25 protein-coding genes are annotated in these 25,350 nt (G+C 68.8%); 8 read left to right on the top strand and 17 right to left on the bottom strand.

Features of this window, described 5'->3' with window-relative positions; genetic code table 11:
- Positions 1–57: 57 nt before the first annotated feature.
- Positions 58–1,125: an aldo/keto reductase gene (locus ACIRON_RS18440; protein ID WP_402994144.1), complete on the bottom strand. Its 1,068-nt coding sequence runs from the start codon at positions 1,123–1,125 to the stop codon at positions 58–60.
- A gap of 61 nt (positions 1,126–1,186) precedes the next feature.
- Here ACIRON_RS18440 and ACIRON_RS18445 point away from each other — a divergent pair, with 61 nt between their 5' ends.
- Positions 1,187–1,750, top strand: a complete 564-nt coding sequence (locus ACIRON_RS18445) for a nuclear transport factor 2 family protein (RefSeq protein WP_402994146.1) — start codon at positions 1,187–1,189, stop codon at positions 1,748–1,750.
- A gap of 50 nt (positions 1,751–1,800) precedes the next feature.
- Here ACIRON_RS18445 and ACIRON_RS18450 read toward each other — a convergent pair whose 3' ends face one another.
- The gene (locus ACIRON_RS18450) at positions 1,801–3,525 is read right to left on the bottom strand and encodes an amidohydrolase family protein (RefSeq protein ID WP_402994148.1); all 1,725 of its coding nucleotides are present in this window, start codon (positions 3,523–3,525) and stop codon (positions 1,801–1,803) included.
- A gap of 93 nt (positions 3,526–3,618) precedes the next feature.
- The gene (locus ACIRON_RS18455; protein ID WP_402994150.1) at positions 3,619–5,034 is read right to left on the bottom strand and encodes an aldehyde dehydrogenase family protein; all 1,416 of its coding nucleotides are present in this window, start codon (positions 5,032–5,034) and stop codon (positions 3,619–3,621) included.
- Positions 5,035–5,172: 138 nt separating this feature from the next.
- Between ACIRON_RS18455 and ACIRON_RS18460 the strand changes: the two genes are divergently transcribed.
- Positions 5,173–7,443 (top strand): CoA transferase, encoded by a 2,271-nt coding sequence (locus ACIRON_RS18460; RefSeq protein ID WP_402994152.1) that lies wholly within the window; start codon positions 5,173–5,175, stop codon positions 7,441–7,443.
- Positions 7,444–7,450: 7 nt separating this feature from the next.
- Here the strand turns inward: ACIRON_RS18460 and ACIRON_RS18465 are convergent, their stop codons facing one another.
- Genes ACIRON_RS18465 through ACIRON_RS18515 form a run of 11 tightly spaced genes read right to left on the bottom strand, consistent with a single transcriptional unit; the run spans position 7,451 to position 16,442 of the window.
- Entirely contained in the window at positions 7,451–7,867 is a 417-nt protein-coding gene (locus tag ACIRON_RS18465; protein ID WP_402994154.1) for a MaoC family dehydratase, read from the bottom strand.
- Between the two features lie 22 nt (positions 7,868–7,889).
- On the bottom strand, positions 7,890–8,381 hold the full coding sequence (locus ACIRON_RS18470; RefSeq protein ID WP_402994156.1) for a MaoC family dehydratase N-terminal domain-containing protein: 492 nt from the start codon (positions 8,379–8,381) through the stop codon (positions 7,890–7,892).
- Positions 8,378–9,508: an NAD-dependent epimerase/dehydratase family protein gene (locus tag ACIRON_RS18475; RefSeq protein ID WP_402994158.1), complete on the bottom strand. Its 1,131-nt coding sequence runs from the start codon at positions 9,506–9,508 to the stop codon at positions 8,378–8,380. The genes ACIRON_RS18470 and ACIRON_RS18475 overlap by 4 nt, the downstream gene beginning before the upstream one ends.
- Positions 9,508–10,731, bottom strand: a complete 1,224-nt coding sequence (locus tag ACIRON_RS18480) for a cytochrome P450 (protein ID WP_402994160.1) — start codon at positions 10,729–10,731, stop codon at positions 9,508–9,510. Before ACIRON_RS18480 ends, ACIRON_RS18475 begins: the two co-directional genes overlap by 1 nt.
- Positions 10,732–10,767: 36 nt before the next feature.
- The gene (locus ACIRON_RS18485) at positions 10,768–12,597 is read right to left on the bottom strand and encodes an FAD-dependent oxidoreductase (protein ID WP_402994162.1); all 1,830 of its coding nucleotides are present in this window, start codon (positions 12,595–12,597) and stop codon (positions 10,768–10,770) included.
- Positions 12,594–13,145: a VOC family protein gene (locus tag ACIRON_RS18490; RefSeq protein WP_402994163.1), complete on the bottom strand. Its 552-nt coding sequence runs from the start codon at positions 13,143–13,145 to the stop codon at positions 12,594–12,596. Before ACIRON_RS18490 ends, ACIRON_RS18485 begins: the two co-directional genes overlap by 4 nt.
- Positions 13,142–13,999, bottom strand: coding sequence for an enoyl-CoA hydratase-related protein (locus ACIRON_RS18495; RefSeq protein WP_402994165.1), 858 nt, complete (start codon positions 13,997–13,999; stop codon positions 13,142–13,144). Before ACIRON_RS18495 ends, ACIRON_RS18490 begins: the two co-directional genes overlap by 4 nt.
- Positions 13,999–15,216, bottom strand: a complete 1,218-nt coding sequence (locus tag ACIRON_RS18500) for a CaiB/BaiF CoA transferase family protein (RefSeq protein ID WP_402994167.1) — start codon at positions 15,214–15,216, stop codon at positions 13,999–14,001. The genes ACIRON_RS18495 and ACIRON_RS18500 overlap by 1 nt, the downstream gene beginning before the upstream one ends.
- Positions 15,213–15,713, bottom strand: coding sequence for a nuclear transport factor 2 family protein (locus ACIRON_RS18505; protein ID WP_402994169.1), 501 nt, complete (start codon positions 15,711–15,713; stop codon positions 15,213–15,215). The genes ACIRON_RS18500 and ACIRON_RS18505 overlap by 4 nt, the downstream gene beginning before the upstream one ends.
- A 53-nt stretch (positions 15,714–15,766) precedes the next feature.
- Entirely contained in the window at positions 15,767–16,240 is a 474-nt protein-coding gene (locus ACIRON_RS18510; protein WP_402994171.1) for a VOC family protein, read from the bottom strand.
- Between the two features lie 16 nt (positions 16,241–16,256).
- The gene (locus ACIRON_RS18515) at positions 16,257–16,442 is read right to left on the bottom strand and encodes a hypothetical protein (protein WP_402994173.1); all 186 of its coding nucleotides are present in this window, start codon (positions 16,440–16,442) and stop codon (positions 16,257–16,259) included.
- A gap of 164 nt (positions 16,443–16,606) precedes the next feature.
- Between ACIRON_RS18515 and ACIRON_RS18520 the strand changes: the two genes are divergently transcribed.
- A complete protein-coding gene (locus tag ACIRON_RS18520) occupies positions 16,607–17,872 on the top strand; it encodes an amidohydrolase family protein (RefSeq protein WP_402994175.1) in 1,266 nt (421 codons plus the stop codon).
- 22 nt (positions 17,873–17,894) lie between these two features.
- Positions 17,895–18,875: an LLM class flavin-dependent oxidoreductase gene (locus tag ACIRON_RS18525; RefSeq protein WP_402994177.1), complete on the top strand. Its 981-nt coding sequence runs from the start codon at positions 17,895–17,897 to the stop codon at positions 18,873–18,875.
- A 71-nt stretch (positions 18,876–18,946) separates the two neighbouring features.
- On the opposite strand, the gene ACIRON_RS18530 is transcribed toward ACIRON_RS18525, so the two are convergent.
- The gene (locus ACIRON_RS18530; protein ID WP_402994179.1) at positions 18,947–20,203 is read right to left on the bottom strand and encodes a cytochrome P450; all 1,257 of its coding nucleotides are present in this window, start codon (positions 20,201–20,203) and stop codon (positions 18,947–18,949) included.
- Positions 20,200–21,174 carry a PDR/VanB family oxidoreductase gene (locus ACIRON_RS18535; RefSeq protein ID WP_402994181.1) on the bottom strand — a complete coding sequence of 325 codons (975 nt, stop codon included), beginning with the start codon at positions 21,172–21,174 and terminating at the stop codon, positions 20,200–20,202. The genes ACIRON_RS18530 and ACIRON_RS18535 overlap by 4 nt, the downstream gene beginning before the upstream one ends.
- 116 nt (positions 21,175–21,290) lie before the next feature.
- Here ACIRON_RS18535 and ACIRON_RS18540 point away from each other — a divergent pair, with 116 nt between their 5' ends.
- Genes ACIRON_RS18540 through ACIRON_RS18555 form a run of 4 tightly spaced genes read left to right on the top strand, consistent with a single transcriptional unit; the run spans position 21,291 to position 24,557 of the window.
- The gene (locus ACIRON_RS18540; RefSeq protein WP_402994183.1) at positions 21,291–22,607 is read left to right on the top strand and encodes a hypothetical protein; all 1,317 of its coding nucleotides are present in this window, start codon (positions 21,291–21,293) and stop codon (positions 22,605–22,607) included.
- A gap of 5 nt (positions 22,608–22,612) precedes the next feature.
- The gene (locus ACIRON_RS18545) at positions 22,613–23,533 is read left to right on the top strand and encodes a cyclase family protein (RefSeq protein ID WP_402994185.1); all 921 of its coding nucleotides are present in this window, start codon (positions 22,613–22,615) and stop codon (positions 23,531–23,533) included.
- A 34-nt stretch (positions 23,534–23,567) separates the two neighbouring features.
- Positions 23,568–23,783, top strand: a complete 216-nt coding sequence (locus tag ACIRON_RS18550) for a ferredoxin (protein WP_402994187.1) — start codon at positions 23,568–23,570, stop codon at positions 23,781–23,783.
- A gap of 9 nt (positions 23,784–23,792) precedes the next feature.
- Positions 23,793–24,557, top strand: coding sequence for an SDR family NAD(P)-dependent oxidoreductase (locus ACIRON_RS18555; protein WP_402994189.1), 765 nt, complete (start codon positions 23,793–23,795; stop codon positions 24,555–24,557).
- Positions 24,558–24,607: 50 nt separating this feature from the next.
- Here ACIRON_RS18555 and ACIRON_RS18560 read toward each other — a convergent pair whose 3' ends face one another.
- The gene (locus tag ACIRON_RS18560; protein ID WP_402994191.1) at positions 24,608–25,144 is read right to left on the bottom strand and encodes a nuclear transport factor 2 family protein; all 537 of its coding nucleotides are present in this window, start codon (positions 25,142–25,144) and stop codon (positions 24,608–24,610) included.
- Positions 25,145–25,350 lie beyond the last annotated feature (206 nt).

The following is a 25,350-nucleotide window of genomic DNA, read 5'->3' on the forward strand; positions in this document are numbered from 1 at the left end:
GCCCAAACATAATTGATCAAAGGCAAGAACACAATTAGTTTGAGTCTAGGCGTCGAGTCAGCGGGCGATCCTGTCGAACATCCCGCCCGAACGGAACGAACGCGCCATCGGGCTGGCCAGATAGTGGTGCGGATAGCCGAGCGGTACGGCACTGACCTCGTCGAGCCGCGCCACCTGATCAGCGGTCAACGCCAGCCGCAGGCAGCCGAGGTTGTCGCGCAGCTGCGTGAGGCTGGTGGCGCCGACGATCGGGACGACGTGCACCTCGCGGTGGCGCAACCAGGCCAGCGCGAGCTGCGACGGCGTGACCCCGAGCTCGGCCGCCATGGTCACCACCGTCTCGACGACCGGCCCCGCGGAGCTGCCGTGCGGGTCGGTCCACGCCATCGCCGAGGAGTTCCAGACCTCGGCGGCGAGCCGGGTCCCGGCCGCCGCCCCGCCGGCGTGCTTGCCGGTCAGGAGCCCGTTCTTCAGTGGCGACCAGGCCAGGACGGAGAGGCCCTGGTCCGCGGCCATCGGAATGTACTCCGCCTCGGCACTCCGTCCGAGCAGGCTGTACTCGATCTGCAGCCCGACATAGCGCGTCCATCCACGCAGGTCAGCCAGGGTGTTCGACTTCGCGACCACCCAGGCAGGAGTGTTGGAGACCCCGACATGGAGCACCTTGCCGGAGCCGACCAGGTCGTCGAGCCCGCGCATCACCTCCTCGACCGGCGTGAGCATGTCCCACGCGTGGACGACATAGAGGTCGAGGTAGTCCGTGCCGATACGGCGCAGCGAGGCCTCGACGGACTGCATCATGTTCTTGCGCTGGTTGCCCCCGGCGTTCGGGTCACCGTTGCGCGGTGCGGCGTTGGTGTACTTGGAAGCGATGACGACCTCCTCGCGATGGCCGGCGACGAGCTCGCCGACGATACGCTCGCTCGCACCGCCCGCGTACTGGTTGGCGGTGTCGAGGTAATTTCCTCCCGCCTCCCGATAGAGCCCGTAGAGGCTGCGGGCGGTCGCCTCCTCGACGCCCCAGCCCGTGGTGGCACCGAAGGTCATCGTGCCCAGGGCCAGATCGGAGACACGCAGGCCGCTGCGCCCCAAGAGGCGGTAGTTCATCGCGGGAAGGTCGCTCATCCATTCAGAATACCCGCCCGAAACGATTGTATGACAACTACAACATCATTAACTTGGCGTCATGACCATCACCGACATGACGCAGGACGGACCCGATCCCGTACGACTGCAGGAACTCCTCGACCGCCAGGACATCCTCGACTGCCTCCATCGCTACACCCGCGGGGTGGATCGGCTCGACGAGGACCTGCTGCGCTCGGCATACCACCCGGGCGCGATCGACGATCACGGTATCTTCCGAGGACCTGTCGAGGAGTTCATCCCCTGGGCCTTCGCCGGGCACCGCGCGAACCACCACGGTGAGCAGCACTACATCACCAACCACACCTGTGACCTCGACGGCGACCTCGCCCACACCGAGACGTACTTCGTGATGGTCGGACGCAACAAGGTCGGCACGCCTGTCACCCTGCACGGCGGTCGCTACGTCGACCAGTTCGAACGACGAGACGGGGAATGGCGCATCGCCCACCGCGTCTCGATGGTGGAGTGGACCGGCGGAGTCACGACACCAGACCTGCCCGCCGTCGACCGCAAGGCGAACGGCACCGTCGCGCGCGATCGCAGCGACACCTCGTACGACCGCCCGCTGCTCACCGAGGACCGGCGCGTGCAGGACTCGTGAGGATGGCCGAGGGGTCGGCACGCCGCCACGTGCGGACCCCTCGGGTCTCCTCAGCGTCCCGATCGGACGAGACGTCCCGGTCGGGCCCCGGTGTCCTCGCCGTCGCGATAGACGGTCTCTCCCGCGACGATGGTGTGCTCGTAGCCCACCGCCTTCTGCATCAGTCGCTTGCCGCCGGTGGGCAGGTCGTGGGCGACGTACGGTGACCCGAAGTCGAGCCTGTCCAGATCGATCACGTTGAGGTCGGCCCGCAGGCCTTCGCGGATCCGGCCGCGGTCCGCGAGGCCCATCACGTCGGCGGTGTCGGACGTCATCCGGCGGATCGCCTCGGGTAGCGGGATCACCCCGCGGTCCTTGACCCAGTAGGTGAGCATCCACGTCTGGAAGCCGGCGTCGAGGATGAACCCGACGTGAGCTCCGCCGTCCCCTAGGCCCATGATCGAGTTCGGATCCTCGAGCATCTCCTGGCACGCGCTCAGGTCACCGCTGGCGTAGTTGGCGAACGGAACGTGGATGAAGCCCATCCCCTCGTCCTCGAGCAGGACGTCGTAGACCACCTCGGTCACCGGTCGCCCCTCCGCGTCGGCGATCGCCTGCAACGAGTTGGCGACGTCGGGGGTGTAGTTGGGCGGGTTCTCGAAGCGGTACATCTTCGAGTACGACAGTGCCTTGAGCAACGGCCACGTGCTGTCGGCGTACGGGTCCTCGGACAGGATCCGGGCACGCACCTCGGGATCGCGCATCCGCTCGACCCGCTCGGCCAGCGGCAGGTGCGCGATCGAGCGGTACGTCGGGGTCGCCGAGAACGGGTTCTGACTGCCCTCCAGCCCCAACAGCAACCCGATCGCGCGGGGAGCGACGACCGGGCGCATGTTCGCACCGTCCGCCTGGGCCTCCTGGGCGTACTTGAGCAGGTCCCGCCACAGGCCCTCGTTCTCGGCGGCTGTCTGCCCGCTCTGGACCAGGCTGTAGACGCCCGGCAGACCGGACTTCTTCAGGGCTCGGCGAACCATCTCGAACTCACCGATCACGTCCGGGTCCTGCACCTCGGCAACGAACTCGAAGAGCCCGCGGCCGGCGTCGGCCATGCCCATCGCGAGGCCGACGATCTCTCGCTCGCGGGCGAGCAGGGTCGGGGTGTAGTCGCCGCCGATGCTCTTGTGGGCGGTGGAACGGCTCGTCGAGACGCCCCAGGCGCCGGCCCGGATCGCATCGGCGACGATCTCGCGCATCCGTGCGACGTCGTCGGGCATGGCCGGCAGCAGCTTGAGTGCCCGCTCCCCCATCACGTACACCCGAACAGGGGCGTGCGGCACGAGCGCGCAGATGTCGATGTCGCGCGGGGTCTGCTCCAGGACATCGAGGTATTCCGCGAACGACTCCCAGGTCCAGGTCAGGCCCTGGTGCATCACCGGAGCCGGGATGTCCTCGACACCTTCCATCAGCTCGATCAGACCGTTGCGGTCCTCCGGCTTGCACGGTGCGAACCCGACGCCGCAGTTGCCCATCACCACGGTCGTGACGCCGTGGTACGACGATGGTGCGGTGGCGTCGTCCCACACCGCCTGGCCGTCGTAGTGGGTGTGGATGTCGACGAATCCGGGTGTGACGATCCGCCCGGTCGCGTCGATCTCTTGCGCACCGCTGCCGGCCACGTCGCCGACGGCGACGATGAGGCCGTCCTTGACCGCGATGTCGGCGATCCTGCCGGTGGCGCCGGTGCCGTCGTGCACCTCACCGCCACGAACGACGAGATCGAACTCGGCTGTGCTCATCTGCTCTCCTCTGCTGGTCTGCTGCGATGGAGTGACGATGAGACTCTAAATGTGTTCAAGATGCATGTAAATCGACTACAACATGATTGACACTCATCGCGTCGAGACGACGGTGGTCTTCAGCTGGGTGTAGTGGAGCAGCGACTCGAAGCCCTTCTCCCTGCCCAGCCCGCTGGCCTTGTAGCCGCCGAACGGCGTCTCGATACCCGTACGTCCGCCGTTGACGATGACCTGCCCGGCATCGATCCGCGAGGCGACTCGGAGACCGCGGGCGGAGTCGGCGGTCCAGACGCCCGCGACCAGGCCGTACTCCGAGTCGTTGGCCAGCTCGATCCCCTCCTCCTCGGTCGCGAATCGGCTGACCGCGAGGACGGGGCCGAAGATCTCCTCCCGGAAGATCCGCATCTGGGGGGTGACCTCGGCGTAGACCGTGGCCTCGACGTAGCGACCGGCCGCCAGTGCGCCGGCCGCCGCCCGCCCGCCGGCGACCAGGCGGGCGCCGTCCTGGGTCGCGACGTCGAAGTACTCCAGCACCTTGTCGAACTGGGCCTCGGTGGTCATCGGCGCCAGCCGGTCGCCGGGGATCCGAGCCCGCATCTCCTGGGCGACCCGCTCCAGCAGCTCGTCATGGATCTCGTTCTGGACGAGGAGACGGCTCAGTGCGGCGCACTGCTGGCCGGCGCCGGTGCAGATCGTCAGCGCGTGCTCGACCACCCGATCCAGGTCGGCGTCGGCGAAGACGACGTTGGCCGACTTGCCGCCGAGCTCCAGGATCGCCGGGACCAGCCTCCGCGCGGCCGTCTCCGCGACACGGCGGCCGGTGACGACCGAGCCGGTGAAGGCGATCAACCGCACCGCGGGGTGCTCGGTCAGCGGTCCACCGACCTCCGGCCCCTCGCCGACGACGACGTTGACGACACCTGGCGGGATGCCGACCTCCTCACAGAGCCGGGCCAGCATCAGGGTGGTGCTCGAGGTGAACTCCGACGGCTTGATCACCACGGTGTTGCCGGCGGCCAGAGCAGCCGCCATCCCGCGAGCAGCCTGGGTGAGGGGCCCGTTCCACGGGGTGATCATCGCGACGACGCCGTACGGCTCGCGGCTGGTGAAGGCGTGATCCCCGGCGCCGAGATTGATCGTCTCGCCGAACAGAGCCCGGACGACACCGCCGTAGTACTCGAAGTAGTCGGCTGCGACCTGGAGGCCACCACGCATCTCCGTGACCAGCTTGCCGGTCTCCGCGACCTCGACCTCGACGAACTCGTCGGCACGCTCCCGGAGTCGGCGGGCGACCTCGGCGAGCAGACGGCCACGTTCCAGAGGTGGACGGTCGCCCCAGGCACGCGCGGCACGCCGCGCCGCCTCGACGGCGAGGTCGACATGCTCGCGCCCGCCGAGGGAGACGCGGGCGATGGGGCGGCGGTCGAACGGACCGGTGACCGTCATCGCCGACTGCGTTCCGCGCGGAACGCTCTTGCCGTCGATCCAGTGATCAAGCTCGCGGACCATGTGCCCTCCTGGGTGGGTCGGAGGCGCCGATTCAATCGTGTTTCATCGATTCTCAACCGGACCTAATTATGTGTCGGGAACCAATGATATAGATTGCAAGTCACTAGTAACACAATAGTCGTGAAAGAGAGACCGGTAGTGGACGAGACGAACCGGAACGCGCCCGACCGACCGGCGCTCGACGGCGTGCGGCTCCTGGATGCGAGCCGGGGCGTGGCAGGTCCGCTTGCCGGGATGGTGTTCGGCGACTACGGGGCCGAGGTGATCAGGCTCGACGACCCCGAGGACATCGGCCGCGCCGGGGCAGTGGCATGGCATCGCAACAAGACGATCGTGCCGCCGGCACGCGGCGCCGACCTCGTCGCGGGTGCCGACATCGTGCTCACCACAGACGGACGGACGGCCGCCGCGCTCGGCCTCGATCTCGACAGCGAGCCGCCTGCAGGTCTCGTTCACCTGCATCTGCCTCTGTGGAACGACGCGCAGGAGGGCATCGACCCCTACACCCGCGACCGCATGGTCTCGGCCGAGTTCGGAGCGGCTCGCCGTCAGACCTCCTTCAGCGGTGGTCCGGTCGACGCGGTCTATCCCTTCCTGTCCTCGATGCAGGGCGCTTGGGGAGCGACCTGCGGCGTCGCCGCACTCGTCGAGCGAGCGCGCACCGGCCGCGGTCAGCGGGTCGTGGTCGACCCGCTGCACGGCTCGATGGCCACCACCATCACGACGATGCTGGTCAGTCCCGACGAGCCGTTGCCCGCCACCACCGTCGGACCCGGCGGCCCCAACCCGACGTTCGGCACCTACCGCTGCGCCGACGACGAGTGGCTCTTTCTCGGCGCCCTCGGCTCGAAGTTCCAAGACATCGTCTTCGAGCACCTCGACACCGCCGACATCGTCACCGACCCACGGATCGACGGCGTGCGCGAGCGGCTCTACGCACCGGACAACCGGGACTGGGTGCGTGCCCGTCTCGCTGAGGCGTTCGCGCGACGTACCCGTGCCGAGTGGCTGACCGAGCTGACCGAGGCGGGCTGCCCGGTCAGCCCGGTCGGGGACCGTGACAACTGGCTCGACCACCCCCAGGTCGTGGCGATCGGTCAGCGGGTGGAGCTCGAAGATCCCCTCGTCGGGCACGCCGTGATGGGCGGCGTCGGCGCGGAACTCACGTGTGGCGGCGTACCGAAGCATCGGCCGCGCTCCTTCGACGCCGACGCGACCTGGCGCGAGCCACGCACGGCGCAGCCCTCCCCGGTCAACAAGCCGTCGCCTGGGACCGGACCGCTCGCCGGGATCAGGGTGGCCGACCTGGGCACCGTGCTCGCCGGGCCGTACGCCGGCATGCTGCTGGCCGCGCTGGGGGCCGACGTGGCGAAGGTGGAGACGGTGACCGGGGATGAGCTGCGCGTACGCGGCTACGGTATCGCCCGGGGCCAGCGCGGCCTGGGGATCAACCTGCGCGAGCCCGACGGCTACGCCGCGTTCCTTCGGCTGGTGGCAGCCAGCGACGTGGTGCTGGACAACTACCGGCCCGGCGTCCTCGGGCGCCTGCGTATCGACGACGCGACCTTGCGCACGACCCGGCCCGACCTCGTGACCACCTCGATCACCGGATACGGCGAGACCGGTCCGATGGCGACCCACCCCGGGTACGACCCGGTGGTGCAGGCGCTGTCCGGGATGATGAAGGCGCAGGGCGGCCACGACGAGCCGGTCTTCTCCACCCTTGCGATCAACGATGTGACCGTGGCCTGCCTGGCCGCGCTCGGAACCTGTGTCGCGCTCTACCAGCGTGCTGTCGGTCGCGGCGGGCAGCACGTCACCTCCTCCCTGGCGGTGGCGGCGACGTTCATGCAGAGCGGCGAGCTCGTCCGCTACACCGGCCGGCCCCCGGCCGAGACCGGCGGGCGTGACTTCCCCGGCCCCGATCCGCTGTCGCGGTTCTACCCGTGTGCCGACGGGTGGGTGCGAGTGCACCTCCATGACACGGACCAGGCGATCGCCGCCGGCCTCGTCCCCGATCCCGAGGCCGACGTCGCCGAGTCCATCAGCAGCGCCCTCGCCACGATGACGTCGGACCAGGTGGTCTCCGTCGTGACCGGCGCCGGCGGCGCCGCCGTACGAGCGCGTGACTTCCGTGAGGTGGTCAACGACCCAGCGCTGTTGGCCGACGGTCACGTCACCGAGCTCGTCTGGCCCGACGGCAACTCGACGTTCCTGCCACATCGCCTGGCCACGTTCAGCCGCCACCGATCGCACCCGGTGATGAAGGCGACCGGGCACGGTGAGTTCAGCCGCGAGCTGCTCGCCGAGGCCGGGCTGTCGGGGGCGGAGATCGAGACGCTGATCACGTCCGGCAGCGTCGTGGTCGGCGAGCCGATGCACTCCGTGGTCGGGGTCGGCTACCGCTGACCCCGGCTCAGCTCCCGGGCAGCGTCACGGTGGCGGTGCCCGGGGCGAGCACGCTGCCGGCCTCGTCCTCGATCGACAGGTCGACGTCGACCAGCCGTTCGCCCTGCTGCTCGCGCACACCGGTGACAGTGGCCCGGAGCTCGAAGGGAGCATCGCGCAGCACCGGGCCCCGGAACCGGAGCGACAGCGCGACGACGCGGCCCTCGGGTTGCCAGTCCCGCAGCAGCCGATGCGCATAGGACCACAGCAGTCGCCCCATCGCGATCGACCCGGGGTAGCCCGCGCGGCGGCCCTCCTCGTCGTCCATGTGGATGGGCACGAACTCGTCGTTGACCGCGGCGAAGCGGTTCCACTCCGGATAGCCCGTACGGCGCGGCCCGGTCGAGATCCGGTCGCCGACCGTCACCTCGGTGCTGGCGTTCATCGTTGCTCCTGCTGCTGGTGGCTCAGTAGCGGATCGAGGTGTCGTGGCCGAGCTTCACCCGGGCGCCGTCCTGATTGGTCCACTCGACCTCGAAGACGGTGATCAGCATCGGCCCCATCCGACCTGCCCGCTCGCGGTAGGCGTGCAGTCGGGTCTCCGCACGAATCACGTCGCCGGACCGGATCGGGGCTCCGTACGTCACCTCGCTGCCGCCGTTGAGCTGATGCGTGAGCCCCGGGCCGATGATCCCGAGCGCCTTCTCGGGTTTGTCGGTATCACGCAGCCCAGGAGCGACGGCCGGCGTCATCTGGTCGGCCACCGCCCAGGCGAACGGGTTGAGCTCCTCGGGAGCGATCAGGCCGGGTCCGTCATCCAGAAAGCGCCGCGGCGGCGGCTCGGGGTGGTAGACGGCGATCGCCCAGCGTCGGATGTCCGAGGCGGCGACCGGAAACGAGACCCGCCAGTCGACGATCCCGCCGACCGCGGCCCGCATCTGCTCGCTGATCAGGCTCATCGGCCCCGGTGGTCGCGCTCGCCGGCGACCTTGGGATGGGCATAGGGGTGGACGGTCGGACCGGTCGGCTCCTGCGCCGCGAGCAGGTCGGCGGTGGCACGACGGTAGGCCTCGATCACGCGGTCTTCCTCTGCATAGTCGAACGGGTCTCTCAGGGAGGCGGCGCTCTCAGCCGGCGGGTTCTCGACGTACCAGCGCACGGTCGCGGCAAGCGCGTCCGCGGCGGCGACCGGCTCGGTGTAGCCGAGCAGGTCCGCCGCCTTGTGGGTGTCGGCGAGCAGGTGCTCGTCGTGACCGACCGGATAGAGCCCACGCCCGGGACCGGCCAGGTCGAAGGGGAGCGAGACCGGGTTCAGCTGCCCGCCCGCTGCCGCGGCGCAGACCGCGACCCACTGCCTCATCGTCAGCTGGTCGCGATCGCCGGCGTTGAAGGTCTCCCCGGCCGCGGCGTCCGGCCGATCGAGGGCGGCGAGGAGGAACGCTGCCGCGTTCTCGGCCGCGCAGCGCATCGCGACGGTCAGGCCGTTGTCGGGGAGGATGATCCGGTCGCGGCCGTCCAGCACCCGTCGTACCACCGACCACTCCCGGGGGTAGACCTGGCGCGGACCGTAGATCGACGGGTAGCGTACGAGCGAGGCCGAGAAGGAACCTTCGTGGTGGTGGTCCAGGACGTGCAGCTCCCCCGCGCGGATCTTGCGCGAGAAACCCTCCCCCGGCTCCTCGACCGCGACCTCGTCGGCCGAGACGGCGCGGCCCCGGTCGACGGCGTCCTCGCGTGCCAGCACCGCCATCCCGTGGGACCCTGTGCTGCCAGGATCGTGATAGCCGGCGTAGGCGGGGAGCCCACTGACCGCGACGAAGGCGCCGCAGCGCCCGGCGACCGCGTCCGCCACCAGGCGGAGCCGGCCGTAGGCCGCGACTACGACGTCGAACGTACGTCCGGCGAGCGCCTCGTCCAATGAGTCACGGAAGTGCGGGTCGGCGTGTAGGTGCTCGTGGCGCGCCAGCTCCGGCAGCTCATGGTTGCCCCGGTGCAGCAGGGTGACCGCGTAGCCACGCTCGGCCAGTCCCTCGACGACGTGCGGCCCGGTCGGACCGCTGCCGCCGACCAGCAGCGCGGTTCGCATCACCGCGCCACCCGTGGGCCCGGAGTGAACCGCACGTCGATCCTCTCCGGGCCGTGGGCAGAGGGGATCTCGTCGTACTCGAACGTCTTCACAGGCCCGGCGAGCTCCATGTCGGGGATGCGCGTGACCAGCTCGGTGAACATCTCGACCAGCTCGACCCGGGCGAGATGGGATCCCAGGCAGAAGTGCCGGCCCGCGCCGAAGGTCAGGTGCGGGTTGGGGTCGCGATGGATGTCGAAGACCTCGGGGTTCTCGAAGACCCGTGGGTCGCGGTTGGCGGCGGCGTACCAGCCAGTCACCTTCTGCCCGGACTTGATCCGCCGCCCGTGGATCTCTGTGTCCCGGGTCGCGGTCCGGCGCTGGTACCCCAGCGGCGGATCCCACCGCAGGATCTCCTCGACGGCCGTCGGCACCTTGCTCGGGTCGGCGGAGAGCTCGGCGTAGGCCTCGGGGTGCTCGATCAGCGCGAGCATGCCGGTGGAGATCACGTTGCGGGATGTGTCGCTACCGGCGGTGATCAGGTGGAAGAAGTCGAGATTGAAGTACGCCTCGTCCTCGACGCCGCCCTCCCAGACGCCGTTGGCCAGTCGGCTCAGCCAGTCCGTCCCGGGACGGGCGCGACGGTCCGCCCATGCCCGGGCCGCGTGACCGAAGACGGTCTGCTGTGCCTCGGCGCCCGGGCCGACGTCCGTGCGCACTCCACGGGTGAGCAGCTCAGCGGCGGGGAAGAGCTCGACCGCCTCGTCGCGAGCGATCCCCATCATGTCGGCGATCACGAAGCTGGCCAGCCGGCCGGCGACATCATCGACCAGGTCGCACTCGCCCCGCTCGATGATGTCGTCGACGATCTCGCGAGCGAGGTCCTGGACGTGCTCGCGCTGGGTCCGCACCTGGATGGGGTTGAGCTCGACCCCGAGGAACTTGCGCCGCACGGTGTGGCCGGGAGCGTCGGAGAAGATCAGCAGCTTGTGCTCCTCGTCCCCCACCGGCGGGGCATCCGGGATCACCGTCCACGGCTCGGATGAGTACGTGGCCGAGTCGGTCTCCAGTGCCTTGACGTCGGCGTGCCTGGTGAGCACCCAGAAACCCGGACCGTTCGGCTCCTCGTGCCAGTAGACCGGCTCGTTCTCCCGGAGCCAGGCGAGCTGGTCGTACGGAAGCCCGGTCGTGTACTGCGCTGGGTCCAACAGGTCGATGACGACCTCGCCACTCGTCGTGGACATTGATCCTCCTTGGGGCGCTCGAGCAGGGGCTCTGACTCAGCCGACCAGAGCCTGTTTGCGGTCGACGTTGATGCTCGGGTCGATGAGGCCTGCGTCCATGGCCTTGATCAGCAGCGCGACGTGCTGCGAGTAGAACCGCGCCAGCCGCAGGCCGGTGGCCATGAACCAGAGCCGCTGGTGCCCGGAGTGCCGCAGCGTGGTCCGCAGCTCGCCGCGGTCGTCGACGTTCCAGACGGTGGCCAGGGAGTCGGCGACCTCGTCGCCCACGATGGGCCGGGTGGCCTCGCGCATGTTCTCGAAGCCGGTGCAGAACACCACGACGTCGGCCTGCTCCTCGGTGCCGTCGGTGTAGACGACGCCGTCGGCGCTGAGCCGCGCGACCTCGCCCGGCTGCACCCGGACATCGCCGTTGATGATCAGCGCACAGTTGCCCTTGTCGATGTAGACGGCGCCGCCGCCCCGGGTGGTCAGGTACGCCTGTCCGGCGTCGCCCGGACCGAGGGTGGTGCGGAAGCCGGCCGTCGCCAGGCCGGCGAGCAGGTCGGCGTCGAGCTCGGCGATCCTGCGGGTCACGGTCGGGGCCAGTGACGTGCCCAGGGCGAGCGGGGTCGCGCTGGAGAGCAGGTCCGCGGTGGCGAGCTCGGGGCCGTCCTCGCCGTAGTAGTTGCCGAAGATCATCTTCAGGCCGTGTCGCTGGGAGAACACCAGGACGGGACTGCGCTGCACCATCGTCACCGACGCGGCGCCGTGCTCGTACGCGTCCTGGGTGATGTCGTGAGCGCTGGCGCCCGCGCCGACCACGACGACCCGCTTGCCGCGCACCGCCTCCCCACCGACGTGCGTGCTGGAGTGGGCCACGATGCCGGTGAAGTCCTCCGAGCCTTCGACCGCCGGCTGACGCGCCATCGTCTCGCGTCCTGTCGCGAAGACGAGGTGCTGCGGGTGCAGCGTCCGGCTCTCGCCGGCGTGGTCCAGCTGGACCGTCCACCGACCGGCCTGCTCGTCGTACGTCGCGCTGGTGACGTTCGTGCTCGTCCACAGGTCGAGGTCGAGCAGGTCGATGTAGGACTCCATCCAGTCCGCCAGCTTCTCCTTCGGCGTGAACAGCGGCCACGTCGTCGGGTAGGGCAGGTATGGGAACTGGGTCGCCCACTTGGTGTCGTGCAGCAGCAGGCCGTTGTAGCGCAGCCGCCAGTTGTCCCCGGCCCGCGCGTAGCGGTCGACCATCAGGGTGGAGACCCCGAGCTGAGCGAGCCGGGCGGCCAGGAAGATGCCGGAGTGCCCGGCACCGATGATCAGCACGCTCGGGTCGTCGTCGCGGTACTCCGCGCGCTCGGCGCGGACCTCGGTCAGGGACCGGCGCCCACCCGGCTCCACGGGAGCCGTCGGCGCGTTGTGCTCGTCCTTGGCGGCGTCATCGATGGACACGACCGGTTCCGGGAAGTCGCGCAGCGTCTCCAGGCTGGTCGAGACGATCCAGGATCGCCAGGCGCCGTCGTCCTCCTGCACCAGGCGGACGACGCCGCGGCCGGTGGAGACCTCGGTCCCGAAGTGGTAGATCGCCTCGATGTAGGTGCCGTTGAACGAGACCGGCCAGGACTCGTCGAGCCGCAGGTCGCCGAAGCCGGCCAGCTTCCGGGCCGTGGCGATGCCCTCGACGATGTCGTCGGCCCCGTGCATGGCGACCAGGTCCCAGGTCAGCGCATAGATGTCGCGCCACCACGGGTCGGCGGAGAGCAACGACCGCATCGCGGTGAGGTCGCCGGCCGCCACTGCGCTGTTCAACCGGTCGAGCCAGTCGCGGACGACCGCGTCGTGGTCGGTCTCCGGAGCGCTCAGGTCCAGGGCGTCGTCGAGCTGGGTCATCGGATCTGGGCCTCCTTGGCCTCGGCGCGGAACTGGCGCACCGTCTCGGGTGACGGCAGAGCGATCAGCTCCACCTGGTTGCCGTCCGGGTCCTCGCAGAGGAAGAGGGTGACCGGTCCGTAGTTCTTGATCACGCTGGTGGTGGGCTCGGAGTAGACCTCGTAGCCCATCTCGACCAGCCGGTCGTGAAGTGGGCCGATGTGTTCGGGGTCGACGGGGAAGGACAGCTGCCCCATCCCGATGTCGCCGGGACGGTTGGGCCGGTTCCCCTCCCCTGCCTGCAGGTTCCACTGGGCGAGCTCGATCTGGCCGACCCTCGAGGCGCCCTGCACGAAGACGGTGGTCGCCTTGGCGTGTTCGGCGAGCCGCATCAGGGTCGGGGTGAGGTCGCTGGTCTCCTTGGTCAGCGTCTGCCGCATGCCGAGCCCCTCGACGTAGAAGCGCACCGAAGCCTCGAGGTCGCGTACGCCGAGGGCGACGTGGTTGAGGCTGCCGACCTTGGGGTAGTCGTCGTCAGCCACACCGGTGACAGCGTTCGAGGTGCTCACAGCACGAACCCCTCCTCACGGAACGCGCCGTCCCGCCAGGTCAGGGCCGCCTTGATTCCCTCGTTAGCGGCGATCTGCCGGAACTCACCGGCGCCGGGACGGAAGCTCGCGCCCATGACGTACCACGGCACGGCGGACTGCAGCGCTGCCCGGAAGCCCATCGTCTCGTAAGTCTGGTTGAGCGCCTGCTTGTTGGCGGCGAGCATCGCGGGGTGGATCGAGGACATCGCGCGCAGCTCGCGAGCGACCTGTGCGTCAAGTTCGTCGGCCGGGAAGCTCTTGGCGATCCAGCCGATCTCCTCGGCCCGCTTGCCGGTCACCGAGTTGCCGGTGAGCTGGAGGTACTTCGCCTGCGCCATCGTCATCTTCCACGGGAAGTACTCGACGTCGGGCGTCCCCTGAGCACGGGTAGGCGGATAGCCCATGATGGCGTCGTCAGCCGCGAAGACGATGTCACACATCGACATGATCTCCGAGCCACCGGCCAGCGCGAACCCGTGGACCTTGGCCACGACCGGCTTGAGGCAGTCCCAGATCGTCAACCAGTCACGCAGGCAGCTACGGGGGAACTGGCCCGTCCAGGACTCGAAGTGCTCCGAGTGGTTCCAGCCCTCGGGGCGCTCCGGATTCTTGTTCCCGCCCGCGTAGCTGTTCATGTCGTACCCGGCGCAGAAGCCGTGACCGGCACCCTGCAACAGGATGACGGCGACGTCGTCGTCACGCTCGGCCGCCTTGATCGCGGTCAGGATGTCGTGGCGAAGGGCCGGGCTGAGCGCGTTGCGCTTCTCCGGGCGGTTGAGCGTGATCGTGGCGATCCGATCCTCGACGCCGTACAGAATGTTCTCGAACTCCACTATCTCTCCTCGGGTGGGTGCATCGTGATCGGGCTGTCGTCGGCGACGACGACTCCGCGGGTGATCAGGTCCTCGATCTGCGAGGAGGTCAGGCCGGCGCTCGCGAGCACGGCACGGGTGTCGGCGCCCTGTCTGCGCGGCGGGGTGCGCACGGTGCCGGGGGTACGCGAGAGCCGCACCGGGACGCCGAGCATCCGGACCCCGCCGGCCTCGGTGACCATCTCGTGCTCGCGTAGGTACGGGTCGCCGAGCACCTGCTCGACCGGTCGGACGACGCTGGCCGGCACACCCTTGGTGATCATGTCGCCGGCGATGTCGGTGTCCGGGTCAAGGCGGCCCACTAGCGCGGCCAGGGCGGCGTTGAGCTCGTGCCGGTTGGCCAGTCGGTCGCCGTTGGTGCGGTAGTGCGGATCGGCAGCCAGAGCCGGCTCGCCCAGGAAGTCGACGAGGAGGGCGAACTGCTGATCCGAGCCGGCCGCGACGTACACCTGGCCCACCGGCGAGTCGAACACCTCGCACGGCGCGATGTTGGGGTGACCACTGCCGAGCCGGCGCGGAGGCTCACCGGTCATGAAGTAGTTCGCGGCGATCGGATGCAACAGGCTGAGTGCGCCGTCGGCGAGGCTCAGGTCGACCAGCTGTCCCCGGCCCGAGGTCGCCCGCTCGTGCAGCGCCAGCAGAACACCCGAGAGCGCGAGCAGACCGGCGGTGAGGTCGGTGACCGGCATCGGCACCCGCATCGGGCCGCCATCCGGCTCGCCGTTCAGATGCATGATCCCGGTGTACGCCTGGATCACCGCGTCATAGCCCGGGAGACCGGCCATCGGGCCTTCGGTGCCGAAGGCTGTGATCCGGCAGTGGACCAGTCGTGGGAACCGCTCCTGGAGCGACGTGGCCGCCAGGCCCCAGCGCTCCATCACGCCGGGCTTGAAGTTCTCCACCAGGACGTCCGCGTCCTGCAGCAGCCGCAGCACCAGCGCCCGCCCCTCGGCGGTCGACAGGTCGGCGCTCGCGTGCTCCTTGTTGCGGTTGAGACCGGCGTAGTAGGAGCTCACGCCGTCCGGCCGTGCGGGGCCCCAGGTGCGGGTCAGGTCACCCGCGGTGGGCTCGACCTTGATCACCTCGGCGCCATGGTCGGCCAACATCTGAGCGCAGTACGGGCCCGCCAGGACGCGCGAGAGGTCGATGACCCGCACACCCTCCAGGGCCGCCGTCATTCCGCCGCCCGGAGGACCTCAGCGATGTCGGGAGCACCGGCCATCCGGCGCTTGCGCATCTGGATCCGCCACCGGCCGCCCTCGCGACGGAAGGCCCACTCGTTCATCGAGGCGCTGAGCAGCTTCAGGGTGGCGCCGTCCTGGTGGAAGATGAACGAGTAGCCGTTGGCCACGGCGTCGTCGCCGCTCACTTTGACCGCCAGGTTGTTCCCCTGCACGTGGAAGCTGCGCCCGTAGAAGCCGTTGTCGTGCTGCGCGGTGCGCTCGGACAGGAACCGGCGCATCTCGTCCAGTCCCTCCCAGCGGACGACCTCGTAGGGGTCCTCGCCGCGTCCGGCGGACACGTCCATGACGCAGTCGTCGGTGAAGAGCGCGAAGTACTCCTCGTCGAGAGGCGCGTCGGCGTAGTAGCCGTAGCGGGCCAGGAGCTCGCGGATCTCACGCTCGTCCTCGAGCTCCCGCAGTCGCGCCTCCAGCACAGCCAGCCTGTCCTCCACGGCGTACCTTCCTCTCCATTGCTTTAATGATGCATGTAAACAATAGCAACAAGTTAGCAGACCCGCTCGTCGAACTGGAGGATCGCGCCGTCGGGGTCCTTGACGAACATCGCGCGCATCGGCTGCTCGCCGCTCTCGCCGTACCCGATGCCGGTGGTCTCCTTGACCGACACGGGCGGATAGCCGGCGTCCTCGAGCCGGCTCGCGAGATCCAGGACGTCATCGACCCAGAACCCGATGTGATGGATGCCGATCTGCCCCAGATGGAGTGGTGCATTATCGGCGAGCTCGTCGGACTGCGAGATGGCGAGGAACAGTCGGTCGCCGTACCCCTCACCGTCGTTCCCGCCACAGCGCAGCATCACCTCGCGCCGCAACGTCGAGCCGACCTCTGGTCCGTAGAGCTGATCGGCCGGCGGGGCGTTGCTCGCATCACGGATCACCGTCATCCCGAGGGCGTCGCGATAGAAGCCCAGCGACCGCTCGAGATCGCGGACACCGATAGCGATATGAGAAGCGAGTCTCATGGGTTCCTCTTCACTCTCAGAGCGCGGGATCGCCCTCGACGTGCTCGACAGGCCTGCTCGTACGGCACACCTGACACTCGATCCGCTCGGCGAGGAAGTCGGCCCAGCGATGCTCGGTGCCCTTGCCGCACGAACGGCAGTAGACAGGCACGTCGATCGGACCCCACTCGCGTCGACCGGCCGGCGAAGCCTCATGACTCACGCTCACAGATCCTCCGTCGCTAGGTCCTTGCCGTGGTGGCCCTCCGTTTTCTACACCATTTAATCATCATTGCACAACCATTGAATAAGTGGTAGGAAACACCTGAACGTCATAGGTGTCGCCGCGTTTGACCTACACCCCCAACCTGCATCCCAGGAGTAGTCATGGACCGTCCCGAGCCGAAGTTCCTTCCCGAGCCGGAACCGCGCGAGCGTCACTATCCATTGATCTCCGTCGACGACCATCTGCGCGAGCCGCGCGACATGTTCGAAGGTCGCCTGCCCGCCGCCCTGCAGGCCCGCGCTCCCCGGCGCGTGGACACCCCCGACGGCGGCGAAGGCTGGCTGTTCGACGACCGGTTGCTGGTCGACAGCGGGCTGGAGAACGTCGTCGGCCTCGACCCGTACACCTGGGACCGGGACCCGGTGCGCGACACCGAGATGCGCCCCGGTTCGTACGACATCGACGCACGCGTCGCGGACATGGACATCGACGGCGTCTACGCCCACATGTGCTTTCCAGGCGGCGGCTTCGGCTTCGCCGGTCGACAGCTCATGGCGGCCAAGGATCCTGAGCTCGGCCTGGCCACGCTTCGCGCCTACAACGACTGGCACCTCGACTACCTCGCCGGCACCCACCCCGGGCGCATCGTCCCGATGCAGCTGGTCTGGTGCCTGGACCCGAAGACCGCCGCCGACGACATCCGTCGGAACGCCGAGCGCGGCTTCAAGTGCGCGACGATGCCCGACCTCCCACCGCACATGGGCCTGCCCCGGATCGGCGATGACTACTGGACCCCGATCTGGGAGGCGCTGGCGGAGACCGAGACGGTCATCTGCTCCCACCTCGGTTCGGCGGGCTACGTCGTCGACCCGCTCCCGAAGGACGTCGCGATGCAGCTGCGCGGCAAGGCGACGGACCCGCTGGATCTCACGCTGGCCGCGTTGTTCTCCGCGACCTCGTTCGTGACGGGCATCGAGTGGGTCATGTCAGGCGTGCTCAACAAGTACCCGACGCTCAAGCTGGCGCTGTCCGAAGGCGGCATCGGCTGGTTGCCCATGGCTGTCGACCGGCTCGAGTACATCAAGGATCACAGTGCGATCGCCGAGTTCCACCGCAGCTGGAAGTGGGACGAGACTCCCGCGGAGACGCTGCTCAACCACATCTACTTCTGCGTGATCGACAACCCGCGGAACATGGACGCCGTCGAGCTCATCGGTAGCGACCACGTCATGATGGAGACGGACTATCCGCATTCGGACTCGACCTGGCCGAACTCCCAGGAGCTGTTCCACAGCCGGCTGAAGAATCTGCCGCTCGATGACCAGCTGAACCTCGCCTACCGCACGGCGGAGCGGATCTTCCGCCACCCGGTGCCGGAGGAGTGGCTGCGCACGACCAAGATCCACGCCGGCGTACAGCCTGTCTAGCAGACCCGACGAGACATCCCGCATGAACGATCTCCTGACCGTCTCCTACGATCTGCGCGCTCCCGAGTTCGGCGCCTCTCCATCGGATCTTTACCAAGCCGCACTGGATCAGGCGGCATGGGCGGATCGTGTCGGCTTCGACGCCATCCATGTAATGGAGCACCATGGCAGCGAGGACGGTTACCTCCCGTCGCCACTCGTGTTCGCCGCCGCGGTCGCCGCGCGCACGACGCGGATCCGCATATGGGTCTCTGCACTCGTCCTGCCGCTGCACGATCCGGTGATGGCCGCCGAGGAGCTCGCGGTCCTGGATCTCATCTCGGCCGGCCGGCTCACCGTCGTGGTCGCGGCGGGCTATCGACGCTCAGAGTTCGACATGTTCGGACGACCGTTCGCGTCGCGTGCCGCGCTCGTCGACGCGGGCGTCGAGGTGATGACCCGTGCGTGGACCGGCGAGCCGTTCACCTATCGGGGCCGGACGGCCCGCGTGCGACCTCGGCCGCTTCAGCGCCCGCGGATCCCGATCGTCCTCGGGGGCGGCTCGGAGGGCAGCGCACGCCGTGCTGCCCGGATAGCCGACGGCTACCGGCCCTCGAAACCGGGGCTGGTCGATGTCTACCTGGACGAGCTGCGGCGGCTCGGCAAGGGCGCTCCCGACATCGCGCCGTCGCTCGCGGGACACCCGACCACCTTCGTGACCCATGACGTCGAGGCGACCTGGCGAGCCATCGGACCGCATGCGCTCCACGACACCAACTCCTACGTCGAGTGGACCAAGGATCAGCCCGGTGTCTACCGACAGCAATCCGCGACGACGGCCGAGGACCTCAGGGAGGCCGGCGGTCACCTCGTGCTGACCCCCGATGAGGCGGTCGATCGCGTACGCCGCGGGGAGGGCTTGCATCTCAAGCCGCTCCTGGGAGGCCTCGAGCCGCACGCTTCGTGGCGGTCGCTGCACGTGATCGAGAAGGACGTGCTCCCGCGACTGCAGCGACCCTGTTGAGCGATCTGCTCACCAGGTCGAGCACGAAGCGGACCGGTATCTCGACGCCGCCGGCGCCGGGTCGCTGCCCGTCAGCGGGCAACCATCAGGCGCACCGGGCCCCGGAAGTTGTACTCGGGCCGGTAGTCGAAGGCACCGGCCACCCGGAGGTCGGGATAACGCCGGTAGAGGGCCGTGAGCCCGACCTCGATGTCGAGGCGGGCGAGCCACTGCCCCAGGCAGGTGTGGATGCCGAACCCGAGGTCGAGGTGATGCTTGGCGTCCTCGCGCTCGATGTCGAGCCGCTCGGGATCGGTGAACCTCGCCGGGTCATGGTTGGCCGAGGCGACCACCAGGCGCAGGGTCTCCCCCGCCTTGATCTCGAAGCCGTCGATCTCGGTGTCGATCGCGACCGCGCGGTGCACCCCGTGGGCCGAGGGGCAGTAGCGGAAGAACTCCTCGATCGCGTTCTTCAGCAGCTCCGGGCGCTCGTTGAGCAGGGCCCGCTGCTCGGGCCAGGCATCCAGCGCGATGACCGCGTTGGAGATCATGTCGTTGGCGTTGCCCGAGGTGAGCATGACGGTGAACATGGTGGTCAGCTCGGCGTCACTGAGCCCGGATCCGTCCTCGCCCTTGGCGAGCAGGTTCGACACCAGGTCGTCGCCCGACTCCTCACCCGCGGAACCGGGGCGACGCGAACGGATCACCTCGTGCACGTACGCCTCGATGTTCCGCACCGCGTCGTGGGCCTCGGCGAGGTTCTCATAGTTAGTGCCGAGCCCGCGCCGGGCCGCGAGCGCCCAGCCGCGGAAGGACTCGACGTCGATGTCGGGGATGTGCATCATCCGGCAGACCACCCGGAACGGCAGGTAGAAGGAGAAGTCGCCCAGGTCGAAGGGCTCCTCACCCCGGGTATCGATTCGGTCCAGCAGCTCCTCGGCGATCTGCTCGGCCTCCCCACGAAGCGCGTTGACGGCGCGGGCGGAGAACGCCTGGGCGACGAAACGACGCAGCCGGGTGTGGTCCGGCTGGTCGTTGAGCCCCAGGTGGTGCGAGTCGTGACCGATCAGGTGGTCGTACATGGCCAGCTCGGCGCCGGACAGGCTCGCTCGCCGCTGCGTGACCCGCGATCCGGTCTGACGCCGGTTCGAGAAACGCTCGGTGTCCCGGAGGATCATCTTGATGTCGTCATAGCGCGAGACCACGACGACCGGCCCGACCCGAAGCAGGGGCGCCCGCTCACGCAGGTCGGCGTAGAGCGCCCAGGGGTCGGCCAGCAGCTCCGGATCGAGCGCGAAGAAGCGTGCCGCCCTGTCCTCGATGTCGGCGGCTTCGGCGACCGTGCTCACAGGTCCAGCACCAGACGCGGCGACTTCGAGCGCGAACAGCAGATCATCATCACATCGTTCTCCGCTTGCTCGGCCTCGGTGAGCAACGAGTCGCGATGGTCAGGAATGCCCTCGATGACCGTTGTCTCGCACGTGCCGCACGTCCCTTCGCGGCATGAGGTCAGGATGTCGACGCCGGCGGCCTCGACGACGTCGGCGACGCTCTGGTCCGCACCGACGGTGAGCGTCAGACCGCTGGTCTCCAGGACGACCTCGAAGCTCGTCGTCGGGCCACTCAGGGCGCCGTCCTTGGGCCGGAAGCGCTCGACGTGCAGGGTGCCGTGAGGCCAGGCGGCGCTCTGTGCCTCGACGGCGTCGATCAGGACGCCCGGGCCGCAACAGTAGACATGCGTGCCCGTCACCGGCTCGGCCAGCAGGCCCGGCAGGTCGATCAGGCCGCGCTCGTCCTCGGGCCAGATCGTCACCCGGTCGCCGTACCTCTCGAGCTCGCCGAGGAACGCCATCGATCCTCGGCGACGGCCGCCGTAGACCAACCGCCACTCGGCACCGGCAGCATGGAGCTCGGCGATCATCGGCAGCAACGGCGTGATGCCGATGCCCCCGGCGATGAAGAGGTGCCTGTCGGCCCGGTCCAGAGGGAACTCGTTGCGGGGGCCGCGCACGCCGATCATCTCGCCCGCCTCGATCTCGTCGTGCAGGTACGACGACCCGCCACGACTCTCGGGCTCGCGCAGGACCGCGACGCGCCACGCGGAGCGGTCGGCCGGGTCGCCGCACAGCGAGTACTGCCGCTCGATGCCGTTGGCTAGCACCAGATCGATGTGGGCGCCGGGTTGCCACACCGGCATCGGGCCGCCGTCCGTGCGGGTCAGCACCATCGAGCGCACGCCCTCGGCCTCGGCGGTCAGCGCACTGATCGTGGCGGCGAAGGTGCCTTCGGCAGCCGCGGAGGGATCCAGCGGCAGAGTCATCGATCCAGTGTTCGTCATCGGCTCTCGATCTCGGCTAGCGGTGAGGTGGATCTCACTTCAGACTCATAGTAACATCACTTCGACACAATAGGCGTCGACAAGAAGGGGCGAGGACGATGCCCGGCAAGTTCACCCGCAACGGTCTGCAGCGCGCGGCGCTGAAGTGGGGTCACCAGCTCGGTGACCTGCTCTATCCGATCGCACGCAAGACACTCCCCTTCCGGCCGAAGATGTGGTGGATCCCTCGACTGCCGATCTGGGCCCACCCCCGGCGCGCTCCGCACGCCCGGGCCTGGACCGCACCGATCCCGACGCCGGCCGCGGACCTGCTGACCTCCCCAGGGGTCACGCTCCTACCTGAGGCACAGCAGCAGGCGTACGACGAGGTCCCCCTGCACGACTTCATCCGGCTCCACCCGGAGATGCGTGGAGAGAACAGCCCGACCGGGCACATGTGGATCTCCCTGCTCTCCACCTCGCCGCGGGTCCAGGGCGCGGCCCGCCGCCGGGCTCAGGCGAACCTCGACCCCGGTGCCACCACCGTCCCCGCCCGCGTCACGCCGGCCGAGCTGACCCGCGCGGTGAAGGCCGAAGCCGCCCGTCTGGGCCTGGGCGCAGTCGGCGTGACGGCCTACGACATCAAGTACAACTACGCCGAGTACCACGGCCTCGCGGTCGGCGACACCGTCATCGTGGGAATCCTGGAGCAGAACTTCGACTCCACCCAGATGGCACCGAGCCTGCGCGCCGAGAAGGCGGCCCTGACCGCGTACGCCGGGCTCGAGGACCGGATGCGGCTCCTCGCCGACTGGATCCGCGCCCAGGGCTACGACGCCCGGGCCGAGGGCTTCGTCGGCGAGTCGATGGTCATCCCGTACGCCGTCCAGGCCGGTCTCGGCCAGCTCGGCCTCAACGGGCAGCTGCTCACCCCGCACGCCGGCTCTCGTTGCCGGATCGAGGTGATGACCACCAACGCGCCGCTGGTGCACGACGCCCCGATCGACTTCGGCATCGAAGGCATCTGCGACGAGTGCCAGATCTGCGTCAAGCGCTGCCCTGCCGGCGCGATCCCGGCGACCCGCAAGGAAAGCCGGGGCGTGGTCAAGGCGAAGCTCAACACCAAGCGTTGCCTCCCGGTCATGGGCAAGACCGCCGGCTGTTCGGTCTGCATGAAGACCTGCCCGGTGCAGCGCTTCGGGCTGCCGGCGGTTCTCGGCGAGTTCGAGCGCAGCGGGACGATCCTGGGCAAGGGCAGCGACGACCTGGAGGGCTTCGACTGGCCACTCGACGGCAAGCACTATGGCCCCGGCGAGCGTCCGCGACTGGGCCCCGAGGTGTTCGCGACCCCCGGCTTCGAGTTCGATCCCGACCGGAAGGTGCCGGTGGGCTGGGTCGACAAGAAGGACGAGACGACCGAGGCGCTCGGCTACTGAGCACCATGACAATCGTTCCCGACCGACCCCTCTACGCCGACCTGCCCGGTGGACGGGCCGTCGGCCTCTACGGACCCGACGAGCAGCTCGGCGCGCTCAACCTGCTCACGCCCGGACGGGTCGCCGCCGCAGCGGCCCTGGTACGGACCGGCGAGATCTTCAGTCTCAACGCCTCCCTCTACTACCCCTCCCCACATCCCGCATCCTCGGTGTCGCGGCGCCGGCCGCCGACCCACGTCGTACATCGCAGCGAGCGTGCCAGGGACGACCTCTGGGAGGGGCTCTTCACGCAGTACAGCTCGCAGTGGGACGGGTTCCTGCACGTCCGCGACGTCGAGCATGGCTGCTTCTACAACGGCAACACCGACGAGTCCCGCGGTATCGAGGCCTGGGCCGAGCGCGGCATCGCCGGGCGCGGTGTCCTGCTCGACGTCGCTCGCTGGCTGACCGATCAGGGGCGCGAGCTCGACTGGCGCACGGACGGCGAGATCACCGTCGCGGATCTCGAGGACTGTGCACGTGCGCAGGGCGTCGCGATCGACGAGGGCACGATCCTGCTGATCCGGACCGGATGGGAGACCGGCTTCACCGAGGCCTCGTATGAGACCCGCGCCGCCCTGGCGACGACGGACTTCCGCTGCCCCGGGATCGAGCCGAGCCCCGCGATGCTGGCGTACCTGTGGGACAGCGGCGTCGCCGCCGTCGCGGCCGACAACTTCACCCTCGAGCCATTCCCGTTCCGCGAACCGTGGATGCACGCGGACCTGCTCAACCGGCTGGGCATCCCGATCGGCGAGTTCTGGCACCTCGACGACTTGGCCGACGCCTGCAAGGACGCCGGTCGGTTCGACTTCCTCTTCACCTCAGCTCCTCTCAACGGCCCCGGCACCGCCGGCTCGCCCGCCAACGCACTCGCCATCCTCTGACAGCGAGACCAACCGACAACCAGGAGAAACCATCGTGAAGTTCACCGTCGATCTGCACCAGTGCCAGAACCTCGGGCAGTGCACCGTCTCCGCCCCCGAGGTGTTCTCGTTCAGCGAGTCCGGCGAGCTCGGCTTCCGCTCCGAAGCGGCCGGAGAGTACGTCTCGGCCGACCTGAGCGACGCCGCCCTCGACGAGGTGTCGACAGCGGTCGACATGTGTCCGATGCAGGCCATCTCGCTACAGGGCTGAGTCCGCTCGATGAGCACAGGTCTACGCCGTTTCGAGGACCAGGTCGTGCTGGTCACCGGTGCGACGAGCGGCCTCGGAGAGGCCTGCGCCATGCGCCTCGCCGAGGAGGGCGCCCACCTGGTCCTGACCGGACGACGAGCGGAGCGCTGCGAGGAGGTCGCGGCCGCGGTCCGGGCACTTGGCGCGGAGGCGTTGGTCCTGCCTGGCGACGTCACCGACCCTGAGCACCCCGACCGGTTGGTGGCAGCGACGTTGGAGCGCTTCGGCCGCCTCGACGGAGCAGTGAACAACGCCGGCGTGAGCCCGCCTCCGACTCCAACGGTCGCCACCAGCGACGAGCTCTGGTCGGCCACCCTCGACGTCAACCTGAACGGTGTGTTCCGCTGTCAGCGGGCCGAGCTGGGCGTCATGGTCCCGGCCGGCCACGGGGCGATCGTCAACGTCGCGTCCTACGCCAGCACGACCGTCCAGGTGCGCGGTGTGTCGTCGTACGCAGCGGCGAAGCATGCCGTCCTGGGCTTGACCCGAGCCGCCGCGCGGGACCACGCCGCCGACGGCATCCGGGTGAATGCTGTCGGACCCGGACACATGCGAACCGCGATGATCGACCGATTGATGGACCCGGAGGGCGAGAGAAGGCTCAGCAACCGGATTCCGATGGGCCGGATCTCGGAGCCGAGCGAGATAGCAGGCGTCGTCGCGTTCCTCCTCTCCTCCGATGCGTCATTCGTCACCGGGCAGATCGTGGTAGCCGACGGCGGCCTGTCGATCTGAGTCCGACGGCGAGTCCCGGCCCTGCCGGGACTCGCCCTGACTCGGCCGCCTCAGCCGATGGACGTCTTGGTCTCCGGGTTCTCCGGCCACTTCAGGCGCTTGTAGAGCGGGTCGTTCTGGTCGCGCGTGCCACGGAAGTGACCGCCCGGGACGGCGTTCTCGCAGGGAACCGTGCCGTCCCACTCCATGACGACGCGCCGGTAGGTGATCCGCCAGCCGTCCTCGGTGCGCTGGAAGTAGTCCAGATAGCGCCCGATCGACTGGTAGAGCCGGTCCTCGGAGGTCTGCATCCAGTAGGCGAAGTACGACTCGCCGTACGCCTCATCGCCCTCGACGTCGAAGAGCGACTGGCCCATGAGGTGGTAGATGAAGCTGGAGGCTGACGTGAAGCCCGGGTTGTTGCAGATGAACTCGGCGAACTCCTCGCGGCTACCCCGGAAGCGGCCGTGGTCATCGAAGGACTTCTCCGAATAGCACGCCAGGATCCCGTCGCGGTCCATCCGGTCCACCGCGCGCTCGAGCCGGGCGACCAGCTCGGTGAGTTCCATCTTGTCGGCCAACAGCGCCAGGTCAGGTGTCGCAGTCATGCTCACTCCTTCTTCACTACGTCGAGAGTCCCATCTAGTGATGTTCTAATGAGGCTACTGCGATAGCAGAAGCAGGTCCACCAGAGTGACCCAGACCGTCGCGCCCACAAGTTAAATGATCTTCAAGTTATGAACATACTACTAGACAAGTGATGCTCATCACATTAACTTCGCTACGAGGCCGTCCGTCGCCCGATGGCGGGACC

The organism is Nocardioides sp. NPDC101246, assembly GCF_044767415.1.
In the GTDB taxonomy this organism is placed as follows: domain Bacteria; phylum Actinomycetota; class Actinomycetes; order Propionibacteriales; family Nocardioidaceae; genus Nocardioides.